This window comes from Streptomyces sp. NRRL B-1347, from assembly GCF_000720325.1.
Taxonomy (GTDB): domain Bacteria; phylum Actinomycetota; class Actinomycetes; order Streptomycetales; family Streptomycetaceae; genus Streptomyces.
This window is the reverse complement of record NZ_JOJM01000008.1, coordinates 142950-157346: the sequence shown is the minus strand read 5'-3', so window position 1 is coordinate 157346 and position 14397 is coordinate 142950. Positions and strand designations below refer to the sequence as shown.

Annotated in this window: 12 protein-coding genes; 4 read left to right on the top strand and 8 right to left on the bottom strand. The window is 72.9% G+C overall.

Features of this window, described 5'->3' with window-relative positions; genetic code table 11:
* Positions 1-16: 16 nt before the first annotated feature.
* From IG74_RS0111190 to IG74_RS0111180, 3 genes are read right to left on the bottom strand one after another with little or no spacing between them, the layout of a single operon-like run.
* Positions 17-775 (bottom strand): energy-coupling factor ABC transporter ATP-binding protein, encoded by a 759-nt coding sequence (locus IG74_RS0111190; protein ID WP_030673722.1) that lies wholly within the window; start codon positions 773-775, stop codon positions 17-19.
* A complete protein-coding gene (gene cbiQ, locus IG74_RS0111185) occupies positions 763-1524 on the bottom strand; it encodes a cobalt ECF transporter T component CbiQ (protein WP_030673719.1) in 762 nt (253 codons plus the stop codon). The genes IG74_RS0111190 and cbiQ overlap by 13 nt, the downstream gene beginning before the upstream one ends.
* 1 nt (position 1525) lies before the next feature.
* The gene (locus tag IG74_RS0111180; protein WP_030673716.1) at positions 1526-2605 is read right to left on the bottom strand and encodes an energy-coupling factor ABC transporter permease; all 1080 of its coding nucleotides are present in this window, start codon (positions 2603-2605) and stop codon (positions 1526-1528) included.
* A 264-nt stretch (positions 2606-2869) separates the two neighbouring features.
* Here IG74_RS0111180 and IG74_RS0111175 point away from each other — a divergent pair, with 264 nt between their 5' ends.
* On the top strand, positions 2870-3238 hold the full coding sequence (locus IG74_RS0111175; RefSeq protein WP_030673712.1) for an SsgA family sporulation/cell division regulator: 369 nt from the start codon (positions 2870-2872) through the stop codon (positions 3236-3238).
* Between the two features lie 15 nt (positions 3239-3253).
* Here the strand turns inward: IG74_RS0111175 and IG74_RS0111170 are convergent, their stop codons facing one another.
* Complete coding sequence (locus tag IG74_RS0111170) at positions 3254-5500, bottom strand: MMPL family transporter (RefSeq protein WP_030673709.1); 2247 nt, start codon at positions 5498-5500, stop codon at positions 3254-3256.
* A 105-nt stretch (positions 5501-5605) separates the two neighbouring features.
* The gene (locus tag IG74_RS0111165) at positions 5606-6196 is read right to left on the bottom strand and encodes a TetR/AcrR family transcriptional regulator (protein ID WP_030673706.1); all 591 of its coding nucleotides are present in this window, start codon (positions 6194-6196) and stop codon (positions 5606-5608) included.
* 199 nt (positions 6197-6395) lie between these two features.
* On the opposite strand from IG74_RS0111165, the gene IG74_RS0111160 reads away from it, so the two are divergent.
* Both IG74_RS0111160 and IG74_RS0111155 read left to right on the top strand, forming a co-directional pair.
* Complete coding sequence (locus IG74_RS0111160; RefSeq protein WP_030673704.1) at positions 6396-9683, top strand: S41 family peptidase; 3288 nt, start codon at positions 6396-6398, stop codon at positions 9681-9683.
* 92 nt (positions 9684-9775) lie between these two features.
* Positions 9776-9961 carry a hypothetical protein gene (locus IG74_RS0111155; protein ID WP_030673703.1) on the top strand — a complete coding sequence of 62 codons (186 nt, stop codon included), beginning with the start codon at positions 9776-9778 and terminating at the stop codon, positions 9959-9961.
* 201 nt (positions 9962-10162) lie between these two features.
* Here the strand turns inward: IG74_RS0111155 and IG74_RS0111150 are convergent, their stop codons facing one another.
* Genes IG74_RS0111150 through IG74_RS0111140 form a run of 3 tightly spaced genes read right to left on the bottom strand, consistent with a single transcriptional unit; the run spans position 10163 to position 13538 of the window.
* A complete protein-coding gene (locus IG74_RS0111150; RefSeq protein ID WP_030673701.1) occupies positions 10163-11050 on the bottom strand; it encodes an SDR family oxidoreductase in 888 nt (295 codons plus the stop codon).
* Positions 11047-11997 (bottom strand): alpha/beta fold hydrolase, encoded by a 951-nt coding sequence (locus tag IG74_RS0111145; RefSeq protein WP_037825028.1) that lies wholly within the window; start codon positions 11995-11997, stop codon positions 11047-11049. Before IG74_RS0111145 ends, IG74_RS0111150 begins: the two co-directional genes overlap by 4 nt.
* A complete protein-coding gene (locus IG74_RS0111140) occupies positions 11994-13538 on the bottom strand; it encodes a flavin-containing monooxygenase (protein ID WP_030673697.1) in 1545 nt (514 codons plus the stop codon). The genes IG74_RS0111145 and IG74_RS0111140 overlap by 4 nt, the downstream gene beginning before the upstream one ends.
* 231 nt (positions 13539-13769) lie before the next feature.
* On the opposite strand from IG74_RS0111140, the gene IG74_RS0111135 reads away from it, so the two are divergent.
* Positions 13770-14396 (top strand): MerR family transcriptional regulator, encoded by a 627-nt coding sequence (locus tag IG74_RS0111135; protein ID WP_030673695.1) that lies wholly within the window; start codon positions 13770-13772, stop codon positions 14394-14396.
* Position 14397 lies beyond the last annotated feature (1 nt).

Below are 14397 nucleotides of genomic sequence, written 5' to 3'. Positions count from 1 at the left end.
GCCGCCGAAGATTCCACTAGCGTGCCGCCCCCGCCGTCTTGGGATCGAAGCCGAAGGGCAGTTCCAGGCGGTGGCTCCGCATCAGCTCCTCGTCCGCGAGCAGCTCCCCCGTCGCGCCGTCGGCCGCGATCACGCCCTCGCTGAGGACCAGCGCCCTGGGGCACAGTTCGAGCGCGTACGGCAGGTCGTGCGTGACCATCAGGACGGTGACGTCCAACGCGCGCAGGATGTCGGCGAGTTCGCGGCGCGAGGCCGGGTCGAGGTTCGAGGACGGCTCGTCCAGGACGAGGATCTCCGGCTCCATCGCGAGGACCGTCGCCACGGCCACCCGGCGCCGCTGGCCGAAGGAGAGGTGGTGCGGCGGGCGGTCGGCGTACCCGTCCATGCCGACCTGGGCGAGCGCCTTGTGCACGCGGGCTTCGAGCTCGGGGCCGCGCAGCCCGGCCGCGGCGGGGCCGAACGCGACGTCCTCGCGCACGGTCGGCATGAACAGCTGGTCGTCGGGGTCCTGGAAGACGATGCCGACCTTGCGGCGGATCTCCGCCATGTGCCGCTTGCCGACGGGCAGTCCGGCCACGGTGACGGTGCCCGCGCCAGCGGTGAGGATGCCGTTCAGGTGGAGGACGAGCGTCGTCTTGCCCGCGCCGTTCGGCCCGAGCAGGGCGACGCGCTCGCCGCGGGTGATCGTCAGGTCCACGCCGAACAGGGCCTGGTGGCCGTCGGGGTAGGCGTAGGCGAGGCCGGAGACCTCGAGCGATGCGGTCACAGGGTCCATCCCAACAGGCAGACGAAGAGGGCGGTCGCGGGCAGGGCGAGGGCGTACGACCACTGGGCCCGGCTCGCCGTCACCTCGTCGATGACCGGCATGGAGCCCGTGTAGCCCCGGCTCACCATGGCCAGGTGCACGCGCTCGCCCCGTTCGTACGAGCGGATGAAGAGCGCCCCCGCCGACTTGGCGAGCACGCCCCAGTGGCGCACTCCGCTCGCCTCGAAGCCGCGGGACTCGCGAGCGATGCGCATGCGGCGCATCTCGTCGGCGATGACGTCGCCGTAGCGGATCATGAAGGAGGCGATCTGGACGAGGAGCGGCGGGAGTCTGAGCCGCTGCAGGCCGAGGAGGAGTTCGCGCAGCTCCGTGGTGGCGGCGAGGAGCACCGAAGCGGCGACGCCGAGGGTGCCCTTGGCGAGGACGTTCCAGGCGCCCCACAGGCCGCTCTCGCTGAGCGAGAGGCCGATGACGTGCACGCGCTCGCCCTGGGCGACGAACGGCAGCAGGAGCGCGAACCCCACGAAGGGGATCTCGATCAGGAGCCGCTTCAGCAGGAACGGGGGCGGTACGCGGGCCGCGTACGCCACCGTCGCGAGCAGGGCCGCGTAGGCCGCGAAGGCCCAGACCGCCTCGCGCGGGGTGGACACCACCACGACCACGAAGCAGAAGACGGCGGTGAGCTTGGCGTGCGGCGGCAGCGCGTGCACCGGGGAGCGGCCGTGGCGGTACAGGCGGTGGGCGTGGCCCGCGCCCATGTCAGGCGCTCTCGGCGGGCGCGGTCGCCGCGGCGGTCCCGGCCGGGTCCGCCTGGTCCGTGGACTGCGCGCGCCGCCTGCGGACGGCCCAGAAGACGCCGGTGCCCGCGACCACCGTCACGCCGACGCCGACGACGCCCGCGAGGCCGCCGGAGAGGCGGGTGTTGGTGATGCCCTCCACGCTGTAGTCGAAGAAGGGCGAGTCCTTGGCGGCGTGCTCCTTCTCCTTCTGGTCGATGCCCTTGTCGCGGGCGACCTTCTCCAGGCCGTCCGGGTTCGTGGAGGCGTAGAAGGAGACGAACCCGGCGAGGACGAGGGAGGTCACCAGGCCCGCGGCCCACAGCTTGCGGTGGGAGCGGGCCGCAGCGGGGGCGGGGGCGCGCACGGCGGGCGCGTCGACGAGGGCGCCGCCCACCCGCAGCTTGAGCGGTGCCGTCAGGCCGCGCGCGCCGTGCACGAGGTCGGGCCGCACGGCGACGACCGCGCCGACCGTGAGCGCCGTGATGGCGGCCTCGCCGATGCCGATGAGGACGTGCACGCCGATCATGGCGGTGGCGACCTTGCCGATCGGGACGTCGGTGGTGCCGCCGATCGCGTAGATGAGGGTGAAGGCGGCGGCCGCGGCCGGCACGGAGAGCAGGGCCGCGGTGAACGCGGCGGCGGTGAGCGAGCGGCGGCCGCGCGGCAGGACCTTCGCCAGGCCCCGGAAGACCGCGTACGCCACGACCGTGGTGACGACCGCCATCACCGTGATGTTCACACCGAGCGCGGTCAGGCCGCCGTCGGCGAACAGGACGCCTTGCATGAGCAGCACCACGGACACGCACAGGACCCCGGTGAAGGGGCCCACGAGTATCGCCGCGAGGGCACCGCCAAGGAGATGGCCGCTCGTCCCCGCGGCGACGGGGAAGTTCAGCATCTGCACGGCGAAGATGAAGGCCGCCACGAGGCCCGCGAGCGGCGCCGTCCGCTCGTCCAGTTCACGGCGCGCGCCGCGCAGGGCGACGGCGACCGCGCCCACCGCGGCGACGCCCGCGGCGGCGGATACGGGAGCGTTGATGAATCCATCCGGGACATGCATGCGCGTGCTCCTGGAAAGGTGCATGTCGTGAGCGTGGGGAGGCACTCACGCGAAATGAGCGGATCGCTCCGAGCGGGACGCTCGTGAACCTTTCAATGATGTGCGCTGTTGCGAAAAGGTCGCAAGAGCGTAGGAGTACCAATACGCGCCCCCGTCCGCGCCCCGGAAAAGCGCCTCCCCGCACACCTCAATATCCGTACATATGGGACATTGGGGAGAGGGCATCCGCACGTGTGCGGGCCGGGACGGCGAGAGGACAGAGCCATGTCAGCGGTCGAACAAGTCACCCGGGCCCACATCGTCACCGACTCCCCCGACGACCACGTCGTCGTCCCCGTCGCCCTGCGTTACGACCCGGAGGCCGACCCGCGCTCGGTGCGGATCGGCCTGCCCGGCACGGTGGCCGCGGACGGCCCCGGATCACCCGACTGGGTCCTGGAGCGCGACCTCCTGGAGCGCGGTCTGAGGGCCCCGGCGTCCAGCGGTGACGTACGGATCTGGCCCTGCGGGCGGGTGCAGGCGGTCGTGGAGTTCCACACGCCGAAAGGCGTGGCGGTCGTGCAGTTCGACTCGTCCGCGCTGGTGCGCTTCCTGCGTCGTACGTACACGGCCGCCACGCCGGTCAGTCACTGACAGCGATCGGGGGCGTCACACGCCGACCAGCTCCCGCTTGCCGTCGGGGTCGCCGTCGGCCGCGGGCGCCATGTCCTTGAGGCCCTCGCCCTCCACGTCCACGTTCGGCAGCGCCCGGTCGAGCCAGCGCGGCAGGCTCCACGCCCGGCGGCCGAGGAGCGCGAGCACCGCGGGCACGATGGCCATGCGGACGACGAACGCGTCGAAGAAGACCGCGATGGCGAGGCCGAAGCCGATCATCTTGACCATCTGCTCGCTGGACCCGATGAAGCCCGCGAAGACGGCGATCATGATGACGGCGGCCGCCGAGACGACCCGCGCGCCGTACTTGAAGCCGGTGACGATCGCCTCCTCCGGGCTCTCGCCGTGGACGTACGCCTCGCGCATGCGGGTCACGAGGAACACCTCGTAGTCCATCGCGAGGCCGAAGACGACGCCCACCATGAAGATCGGCATCATGCTCATGATCGGACCGGTCTGCTCCACGCCGAACAGCGAGCCGAGCCAGCCCCACTGGAAGACCGCGACCACCGCGCCCAGCGCCGCGAGCACCGAGAGCAGGAAGCCGAGCGCCGCCTTGAGCGGGACCAGGATCGAGCGGAAGACGACGATCAGGAGCAGGAAGGCGAGGCCCACGACGAGCGCGAGGTAGGGCAGCAGCGCGTCGTTGAGCTTCTGCGAGACGTCGATGTTCATGGCCGTGGTGCCGGTGACCATGACGTCGGCGCCGCTGTCGGCCTTGACGTCCTTCGCCTCGTCGCGGATGGCGTGGACGAGGTTCTCGGTGTCGGCGCCGCTGGGCTTGGCGGACGGCACGACGCTGATGATCGCGGTGTCGCCCGCCTTGTTGAACACGGGCGGGCTCACGGCGAGCACGTCGTCCAGGCCGCCGATCTTCTTGGCGACGGCGGCGGCCTCGCCCTTGGCGTCCTTGACGCCCTTGAGGTCGGTGACGGTCATCAGCGGGCCGTTGTAGCCGGGCCCGAAGCCGTCCGCGATGAGGTCGTAGGCCTTGCGCTGGGTGGTGGAGGTGGGCTGCGAGCCGTCGTCGGGCAGGCCGAGTTCGAGGCTCGCGACCGGCATGGCGGCGGCGCCGAGGCCGAGCACGCCGAGCAGCAGGACGGCGATCGGGCGGCGGACCACGAAGCGGGCCCAGCGAGTGCCGAGGTTCTCCTTCGCGGGCGCGGCCTGCGCCTCGCCACCCTTGCCCTTCCTGCCCTTCTTGCCGCCGAGCAGCTTGCTCTTCTCGCCCGCGGGCTTGACCTTGCGGCCCGCGTACCCGAGCAGCGCCGGGATCATGGTGAGCGCGATCAGGACGGCGATGGCGACCGTGCCCGCCGCCGCGACGCCCATCTTGGTGAGCATCGGGATGTTGACGACCGCGAGGCCGACGAGCGCGATGACCACCGTCAGACCGGCGAAGACCACGGCGGAGCCCGCCGTGCCGACGGCCCGGCCCGCCGCGTCCTCGCGGTCGCGGCCCTCGGCCAGCTCGGCGCGGTAGCGGGAGACGATGAACAGGGCGTAGTCGATGCCGACCGCGAGGCCGATCATCATGGCGAGCGTCGAGGTGGTCGTACCGAGGTCGAGGGCGCTGGCGAGCGCGGTGATCGACGAGACGCCGATGCCGACGCCGATCAGGGCGGTGAGCAGCGGAAGCCCGGCCGCCACGAGCGAGCCGAAGGTGATGACGAGCACGACGGCGGCGACCGCGATGCCGATGATCTCCGTGGCCCCGGTGTGCGGGACGGCCTGCAGGGCGTCGCCGCCGACCTCGACGGTCATGCCGCCGGTGCGGGCGTCGTCGGTGGTCTTCTCCAGGGCGTCCCGGCTGTCGTCGGTCAGCTCCATCGACGTGACCTTGTACGTCACCGAGGCGTACGCCGTGGTGCCGTCCTTGGAGACCGCCTTGGCCGCGAACGGGTCGTCGGCGCGCGCCACCTGGTCCGAGCCGGACTTGAGCGCGGCCACGGTCTTGCCGATCGCGGCCTTGTTGGCCGGGTCGGTGACCTTCTCGCCGGCCGGTGCCTTGAACACCACGCGGGCGTTGGCGCCGTCGGCGCTGGCCTCGGGGGCGCGCTGCTCCAGGAGGTCGAAGGCCCGCTGGGCCTCCGTGCCCGGGATCGAGAAGGAGCTGGACGCGGCGGTCGGCGCCGACGCGGCGCCCACCCCCGCGAGGGTGAGCAGCGCCACCCAGATCAGGGCGACGAAGTGCCGCCGCCGGAAGGCGAGTCGGCCCAGTTTGTACAGGAACGTGGCCACGAGGGGGTACTCCCGGTCAGGTCGTGGGGTGGCTACAGGGCAGGGGGGATCGGCCCGACGACGTGAGCGACTCGCGTCAGGAGTGGTGCCGCTGAGGGGCTCGGGTCAGACGCCGAGGGCGGGGAGGATCACGGCGTCGATGTACTTGATGAGGAACTCCTGGTCGACCGTGCGCTCCTCGACGAGCTCACGGGCGGTGAAGCCGCCGACCAGCATGTGGATGACGTACTCCAGGGCCGGGTTGTCCGCGGCGACCTCGCCGCGCTCGACCGCGCGCCGCAGCATCGCGTCGAGCCCGGTGAGTTCCGGTTCGATGAGCAACTGGCGCAGCGCCTGGTGGAGTTCGGGGTTTCCGTGGATGGCGTGGAACAGGCCGCGCATCAGGGCGTGGTCCTGCTCCATCTTGCAGTCGTCCTGCAGGGTCGCCATCCGCATGAGGTCACCGCGCAGCGAACCGGTGTCGATGTCCGCGAGCGACGCCGGCTTGTTGTGCCTGAGCGCCCGCGCCACGAGCTCCGGCTTGCCGCCCCACTGGCGGTAGAGCGTGGCCTTGCTGGAGCGGGTGCGGGTGGCGACGGCGTCCATGGTGAGGCTCTCGTACCCCACCTCGCGGAGCAGGTCGAGCACGGCCTCGTACAGCTCCGCCTCACGCTCGGGCGAGATCCGGCTGCGCCGGGGGGGTGCCGTGGCCGCCATGACCGCCGCCTTTCTGTCGCTGCTCGCCCCGCTACTGTACGCGGATGTCATATCGAAACGAAACGGTTTCGTTCATGAACTGGGTCACACAGAATCAGCCCGTACGGCGTTTGAGGACGAGGCGCGAAGCGCCCATGAGGGGGAAAGGGGCGAAGCCCCATAAGTTGCAGCGACCGGCGCGCCGGAAAAGCATGGGGGCGTGCCCCAGGCGTACCTCCGCTTCCCCCACCTCAGCGGCGACCGGCTCTGCTTCGTCGCCGAGGACGACCTGTGGGTGGCCCCGCTGGCCGCGGCGGGCGCCCCGCCGGGACGGGCCTGGCGGGTGACGGCCGACCGCACCAAGCTCGGCCACCCCCGCTTCGCCCCGGACGGCCGCCACATCGCGTACACGAGCTGGCGCAGCCTCGACCCGGAGATCCACCTCGCGCCGGTGGACGGCGGGTCCGCGCGCCGCCTGACGCACTGGGGCTCCCCGGACACCCGCGTGTGCGGCTGGACGCCCGACGGGCAGGTCCTCGCCGTGTCCTCGCACGGCCAGCCCTTCTCGCACTTCTGCTGGGCCTACAGCGTGCCCACCGACGGCTCCCCCGGCGGCAAGCTGCCCTGGGGCCCGGTCCACGACATCGCGATCGACGACCTGGACGGCGAGCGCAAGACGCTGCTCCTGACCGGCAAGCCGCCGCACGAGCCCGCCGCCTGGAAGCGCTACCGGGGCGGCGCCACGGGCCGCCTCTGGCTGCACGGCGAGCACCTCCTCAAGGACGTCGAGGGGCATCTGGACGCGCCCATGTTCGTGTCCGGGCGCATCGCGTTCCTCTCCGACCACGAGGGCGTCGGCAACCTCTACTCGTGTCTGCCCGACGGCAAGGACCTGCGGCGCCACACCGACCACGACGCCTTCTACGCCCGGCACGCGGCCAGCGACGGCACCCGCGTCGTCTACCAGTGCGCGGGCGAGATCTGGCTCGTCGACGACCTCGCCGCGGACTCGGTGCCGCGGCGCCTCCCGGTCGCCATCGGCGGCCCGCGCGCGGGGCGACGCACGTACCAGGTGCCCGCCGCCCACCACGTCGACGCCCTGTCCGTGGACACCACAGGGCGCGCGAGCGCGGTCGTGGTCCGGGGCAGCCTCTACTGGCTGACCCACCGCGACGGCCCCGCCCGCACCATCGCCGACACCCCGGGCGTGCGCGTCCGGCTGCCCGAGATGCTCGGCACCGGCGGGCAGGTCGCGTACGTCACCGACGCCGAGGGCGAGGACGCGATCGAGATCGCCCATCTGCCCCGGGCCAGCGGCGAGCGCGCGCCGCGCCGCCTCGCCGCCGGGGAGCTCGGCCGGGTCCTGGAGCTGGTGTCCGACCCCGAGGGCGAGCGCCTCGCGATCGCCTCGCACGACGGCCGGCTGCTCCTCGTCACCGTGTCCGACGAGGCGGCCGCCGACGCGGGCACCGAGGACTCCGACGGCGAGGTCACCGAGCTGATCAGGTCCCTCAACGGGCCGGTGCGCGACCTGGCGTTCTCCCCCGACGGCGCCTGGCTCACCTGGTCGCACCCCGGCATCGGCCGCTCCTTGCGGCAGATCAAGCTGGCCCGGATCGCGGGCCCCGGCGCGCGCACCGTCATCGACGTCACCAACGGCCGCTTCGAGGACGAGAACCCGGTGTTCACCCGGGACGGCCGCTACCTGGCGTTCCTGTCCTGGCGCGGCTTCGACCCCGTCTACGACGTGCACACCGGCGACCTGTCCTTCCCGCTCGGCTGCCGCCCCTACCTCGTGCCGCTGTCCTCGGCCACGCCGTCGCCCTTCGCGCTGCTGCCCGACGGGCGGCCCGCGGCGGGCGGGCTCGACCCGGATGCCGACGACGCCGCCGACTCCCGGGACGGGCAGGTGACCGTGGAGGCGGAGGGCCTGGAGAGCCGGGTGACGCCGTTCCCGGTGTCGGCGTCCAAGTACTCGGCGCTCCACCCGGTGAGCGGCGGCGGCCTGGTGTGGCTGCGGTGGCCGATCTCGGGCGCCCTCGGCGAGACGTTCGCCAACCCGGCCGACACCTCGGGGCGGCCGACCCTGGAGTACTTCAACATCACCAAGGCCAAGAAGTCCGAACTGGTCGACCACCTCGACTGGTTCGCGCTCAGCGGCGACGGCAGCAGGATCGTCGTCGTCGACGAGGGCGACCTGCGGGCCGTGCCGTCCACGGAGTCCGGCGACGGCGACACCACGGTCTGGATCGACCTGCGGCGCATCCTGCACGAGGTCGACCCGGCCGCCGAGTGGCGCCAGTCCTTCGACGAGGCGGGCCGGCTGATCCGCGCCTACTTCTGGGACCCCGGGATGTGCGGCATCGACTGGGACGCGGTCCTCGACCAGTACCGGCCGCTCGTGGAGCGCGTCGCGTCCCCCGACGAGTTCGCCGACCTGCTACGGGAGGTGCTCGGCGAGCTGGGCACCTCGCACGCGTACGTGACCGCCGCCCGGCGCAACGAGGGGCCCGCCCACTACCAGCGCGCCATCGGCCTGCTCGGCGCCAACCTCGTGCGCCGCGACGACGGCTGGATGGTGAAGCGCATCCTGCCCGGCGAGTCCTCCGACTCCAAGGCCCGCTCGCCGCTGGCTGGTTCGGGCATCCGGGAGGGTGCCGTGCTCACGCACGTGGACGGCCGCCCGGTGGATCCGGTCACGGGCCCTTACCCGCTGCTCGCGGCGGCGGGCGGCACCACCGTGGAGCTGACGTTCGTGCCCGCCGAGGGCGAGGGCCGCTCCCGCCGCGTGGCCATCGTGCCGCTGATCAACGAGCGACCCCTGCGCTACCAGGACTGGGTCGCCAAACGCCGTGGCGTCGTACGGGAGCTGAGCGGCGGCAGGTGCGGCTATCTGCACATCCCCGACATGGGCGGCTCCGGGTGGGCCCAGTTCAACCGCGATCTGCGCCTCGAGGTCTCCCGGCCCGCCCTGATCGTCGACGTGCGCGGCAACGCGGGCGGGCACATCAGCGAGCTCGTCGTGGAGAAGCTGACCCGCAAGATCCTGGGCTGGGACCTCACGCGGAACGCGCAGGCCGTGTCGTACGCCTCCAACGCGCCCCGGGGCCCGGTGGTGGCCCTCGCGGACGAGGCGACCTCGTCCGACGGCGACATGATCACGGCCGTGTTCAAACTCCTCGGGCTCGGGCCCGTGGTGGGGCAGCGGACCTGGGGCGGCGTCGTCGGCATGACCGGACGGCACACGCTCGGCGACGGCACCGTGATCACCGTGCCGATGAACGCGGGCTGGTTCGACGCGTACGGCTGGGGCGTGGAGAACCACGGCGTCGAGCCCGACATCGCCGTGCTGCGGACGCCCCTCGACTGGGCCGAGGGACGGCACGCGCAGCTCGACGACGCGGTGCGGGTCGCGCTCGACCTCCTCGCCGAGCACCCCGCGGCCGCGCCTCCCGGGTACGACGACGTGCCCGACCGGCGGCGGCCCGCGCTGCCGCCGCGCGGGTGAGCGGAGCGTAACTGTCCGACATGCGTGGTATGTCGGCGCGTGTCAGGCTGGTCGAGGCCCGATCCCCTCACCCACTTCGGGAGTGAAACTTCATGGGCATCAAGGACCAGTTCCAGGACAAGGCGCGCGACCTCGCCGAGAAGGCGCAGGACGCCGTGCGCGGTGGCAAGGACGAAGCGAGCGAGCGCGCCGCGCAAGGCCGTGAACAGTCCCAGGACTCCCTGGACGACGCGCAGCGGGAGGCGGAGGACCGCTTCAACCGCGACTACGACGCGTAACGCTGCGCTGTGCTTGGGCGGGTGGGCGCCCCTGCCGCTACCGCGGCCGGGTTTCGCCCACCCGCCCATCCATGTCTCCCCAGCCTCGCGAGGCCCGGCCCCGACGCGGAGCGCTGCCGCCCGGTGGGGGGGCGGGGACGGGTGGGCACAGCGCCTAGGTGCCGAGCAACCGTTCCACCAGGGCGCAGCCCCAGGTGCCGCTCAGCCTGTTGGCTGGGCCCGGGACGCGGCCTCGTCGGCCGTGCCGCCCGCGCCCATCAGGCCCGTGGGGACCTCGCCGAGCCGCGGCTCGAAGCGGCGCATCTCGCGCTGGCCGACCCCCGCGATGATCCCCGGCAGATACGGCCGGGCACCTTGCAGGCCCCGCAGCCACCACTGCCCGTACACATGGGCGGAGCGCCGCTCGATCCCCGCCACGAGGCGGTCGACCGCGGGCCCCAGGGGGTAGGTCTTGTTGGACGGCCACGGCAGCCGCTGCCGCAACTCCCGCATCACGTCGTCCCGATCGGCCCCCCGCACCATGTCCGTGTCCGTCCAGGACAGGTAACCGACCCCCACCTTCACGCCCTTGTACCCGACCTCGGCCCGCAGCGCGTGCGCGTACGCCTCCACGCCGGACTTGGACGCGCAGTACGCGGTCATCATCGGCGCCGGAGTGATCGCGGCGAGCGAGGCGATCTGCAGCAGATAGCCGCGGCTCTCGGCCAGGACGGGCAGGAACGCCCGTGCCGTCACCGCGCTGCCGATCAGATTGACCTCGATGACCCGCCGCCAGGCGACGGGGTCCGAGGTCATGAAGGGCCCGCCGCTCGCGACGCCCGCGTTGGCGACCACGATGTCGGCCTTGCCGAAGCGCTCCTTGACCTCCGCCGCCACCCGCGCCATCGCCTCGTGGTCGGTGACGTCGGCGTACCAGAAGTCGCTCTCGGTGTGCAGCCGCCCGCTGACCTGCTTCAGCTCCTCCGGCTCCAGGCCCACGAGCGCGACGTGCGCGCCGCGCGCCGACAGCTTGCGGGCGAGGAGTTCACCGACCCCCCGCGCCGCCCCGGTGACGACCGCGACCTGCCCCTCCAGGCTGACCTTGCTCACGCGCCCTCCTTCAGTCGTCCGTACGCCCCGGACGTCGTGTCCGCGTACGTTTCGGTGAGTTCCGCGACGGCCCGCGTCACCGCCTCCGGCGCCTCCACCGGTGTCATGTGCCCGACCCCCGTCAGCTCGGTCAGGCCGGTGCAGTGCGGCAGCGCCGCCGCGAGCCGCCGTGCGTGCACGACGGGGGTCAGCCGGTCCTCGGTCCCCGCGAGCACCGCCGTGGGCACCGTGAAGTCGGCGAGACCGGCGTCGAGTTGCAGACCGTCGAGGACGTGCGCCCAGCGGTACCTCGGCACGCGCGGGCAGGAGTGCACGATCCGCGCACAGGCGTCGACCCGCTCGGGGGCCGAACCGGGCCCCATCGTCGCGTACTTGAGCAGCGTGCGCGAGAGCGGCGTGACCGGGCCCATCGGCGCCCGGGCCGCCAGGACCCGCCGGGTGAGGAAGGTCCGCGCCGCGCCCGCGCGCAGCGGCACCACCGTCGACTCCGCGACCAGGCGCGAGCTGCCCGTGCTGCACAGCAGCGCCGCCGCCGCGTGCGCGCGCACCCCCGGCCGCGCGGCCGCGGCCATCAGCGTCATGCCGCCCATGGAGTGCCCGGCGAGCACCGCCCGCTCGTCGGGTGCGAGCGTCGCGGCGAGCACGGCCTCCAGGTCGTCGGCGAGCGCCCGCGTGCTGTATCCGGCGGCCTCCACCGGCACCTGGCTGCGCCCGTGCCCGCGCTGGTCGTACACGATGACGCGGCGGGTGGCCGACAGGGCCCGGACCTGTGCCGCCCAGAACGCCGTCGAGCAGGTCCAGCCGTGGATCAGGACGACGGCGGGCGCGCCGTCGGGCCCGTGCGCCTCGACGTGCAGGCGGGTGCCGTCGGCCGACACGGCGGTGAGCTCGCGCGCGGCGACGGGCGGCGCGAACGGCCCGGTCAGGACGTGCCCCCGGCCCTTCACGCGGAGACCTCGAGGGCGCGGCCGCCCCGGTCGGCGGGGCGCGCGGCCGGGGGCCGCAGCACCTCGTACTCGTTCAGGTCCACGCTGCGGGTCGCCGTACGGAACTCCGTCGTGGTGCCGGGCCAGACCGTGGTGTTGACGCCGTTCTCGTCCAGGTACCAGCTGGTGCAGCCGCCGGTGTTCCACACGGTGCGCTTCATGCGCTCCTGGACGCGGCGGTTCCAGGCGTTGACGGCGCTCGGCCGGGGGACGAGGGCGGCGCGGCCGCCGAGGACGTCCAACTGCCGCAGATAGTCGGCCAGGTAGTTCAGCTGGGACTCGATCATGAGGATCATGGAGGAGTTCCCGAGGCCGGTGTTCGGGCCGATGACCGTGAGGAAGTTGGGGAAGCCCGCCGCGGTCGCGCCGCGCAGGGCCTTCATGCCGTCCTTCCAGGTCTCCATCAGCGTGTGGCCCTCGTCGCCCACCACGCGGTCGGCGATCGGCATGTCCGTGACGTGGAAGCCGGTGCCGAAGACGATCGCGTCGACCTCGGCCTCGGTGCCGTCGGCGGCCACCGCCGTGGAGCCGCGCACCTCCGCGAGGCCGCTGGCGACCACGTCCACGTGCGGCTGCGCGAGCGCCGGGTAATAGCTGTTGGACAGCAGGATGCGCTTGCAGCCGATGCGGTACGTCGGGGTCAGCTTGGCGCGCAGCTCCGGGTCCTTGATGGCGCGCGCCATGTTCCGCTTGGCGATGCTCTCGATCAGGCCCAGCTCGTTCGGGCGCTTGGTGAACGCCTGCACCTGGAGCTCGCGGATGCCCCACAGCAGGCCGCGCCGCAGCTGCGTGGTGAACGGCAGCTGCCGGTGCAGCCAGCGCTCGGCCCCGGTGATGTCCCGGTCCGCGCGCGGCATGACCCACGGCGGCGTGCGCTGGAAGAGCGTGAGGCGGCGCACGTCGCGCTGGATCTCCGGCACGATCTGGATCGCGGACGCCCCGGTGCCGATCATCGCCACGCGCTTGCCGCGCAGGTCGTAGCCGTGGTCCCAGCGGGCGGAGTGGAAGACCTTGCCGGGGAAGGAGTCGAGACCGGGGACGTCGGGCGTCTTCGGGTCGGACAGCGGTCCGGTGGCGGACACCACGACGTCGGCGGTGAGGTGCCCCTGGCTGGTCTCCAGCTCCCACAGCAGCCGCTCGCCGTTCCAGCGCGCCCGGCGGACCTCGGTGTCGAGGCGGATGTGCGGGCGCAGCCGGAAGGTGTCGGCGACCCGCTCCAGGTAGTCCCAGATGTGCTCCTGGCCGGAGAAGGTGCGCGGCCAGTCGGGGTTGGGCGCGAAGGAGAACGAGTACAGGTGGGACGGCACGTCGCAGGCGCAGCCCGGATAGCTGTTGTCGCGCCAGGTGCCGCCGACCGCGTCGGCGCGCTCCAGGACGACGAAGTCGGTGACGCCCTCCCGGCGCAGCCGCACGGCCGCCCCGATGCCGCCGAACCCGGATCCGATCACCGCCACCCGGACGTGCTCGTGCGCCTTGTCGCGTACCCGCTTGCGTTCGGCCATGCCGCCGCCTCCCGAAGTCCCATGACTCTGCCAGTAATTGCTGGCACGATCGGAGCGTAGAGCAGCTCCGTACTCATGGGTAGGGGTCGGCGGGGGAAAGTTACCGACGGTAGGGCTCGGGCCTGCGCATAGGCTGCCGGTATGGCGGGAGATGGGGCGGACGCGGTGACGGACGGGGCGACAGGGGCAGCGGACACGGGCGAAGGCCCGCCGCCGGTGCGCGAGTACCGCATGGACGAACTGGCCGAGGAGGCCGGGATCACGGTGCGCACCGTGCGCTTCTACCGCGAGCGCGGCCTCATCCCGCCCCCGCGCCGCGAGGGCCGCATCGCCTGGTACGACGACCACCACCTGGCGCGCCTGCGCACCATCGCCGCCCTCCTGGAGCGCGGCCACACCCTCCAGGGCATCGCCGAGCTGGCCGAGGCCTTCGAGAAGGGCCGCGACGTGGCCGAACTCCTCGGTATCGACGGCCCGTCGGAGGAGACCCCGGTCCGCCTCACCCCCGAGGAGCTGGCCGACCGCTTCGCGGGCCAGGCCACCCCGGAGAACCTGGCCGCCGCGATGGAGTTCGGCTACCTGGGCACCGACGGCGACGACATCGTGCACATCAGCCACCGGCTGCTCGACGCCTCGGCCGCCCTGGTGCGCAAGGGCATCCCGCTGGCGTCCGTCATGGAGGCGGGCCAGCGCATCCGGGAACACGCGGACGCGCTGGCCGAGTTGTTCGTCGCCTTCACCGTCGAGCACGCCGCCGAGCATCCGGAGGTGACGGCGGAGGAGCTGCGCCCGCTCGCCAAGAGCGTGGTGGAGGCGGAGCTCTCCCTGGCCCTCGACCGGCGCCTGAACCGGGCCTGAG

Bases quoted from the DNA above. Each gene is read 5' to 3' on its own strand.
- IG74_RS0111175 (WP_030673712.1), top strand. From the start codon at position 2,870: ATGTCAGCGGTCGAACAAGTCACCCGGGCCCACATCGTCACCGACTCC.
- IG74_RS0111140 (WP_030673697.1), bottom strand. From the start codon at position 13,538: ATGGCCGAACGCAAGCGGGTACGCGACAAGGCGCACGAGCACGTCCGG.
- IG74_RS0111180 (WP_030673716.1), bottom strand. From the start codon at position 2,605: ATGCATGTCCCGGATGGATTCATCAACGCTCCCGTATCCGCCGCCGCG.
- IG74_RS0111165 (WP_030673706.1), bottom strand. From the start codon at position 6,196: ATGGCGGCCACGGCACCCCCCCGGCGCAGCCGGATCTCGCCCGAGCGT.
- IG74_RS0111190 (WP_030673722.1), bottom strand. From the start codon at position 775: ATGGACCCTGTGACCGCATCGCTCGAGGTCTCCGGCCTCGCCTACGCC.
- cbiQ (WP_030673719.1), bottom strand. From the start codon at position 1,524: ATGGGCGCGGGCCACGCCCACCGCCTGTACCGCCACGGCCGCTCCCCG.
- IG74_RS0111155 (WP_030673703.1), top strand. From the start codon at position 9,776: ATGGGCATCAAGGACCAGTTCCAGGACAAGGCGCGCGACCTCGCCGAG.
- IG74_RS0111135 (WP_030673695.1), top strand. From the start codon at position 13,770: ATGGACGAACTGGCCGAGGAGGCCGGGATCACGGTGCGCACCGTGCGC.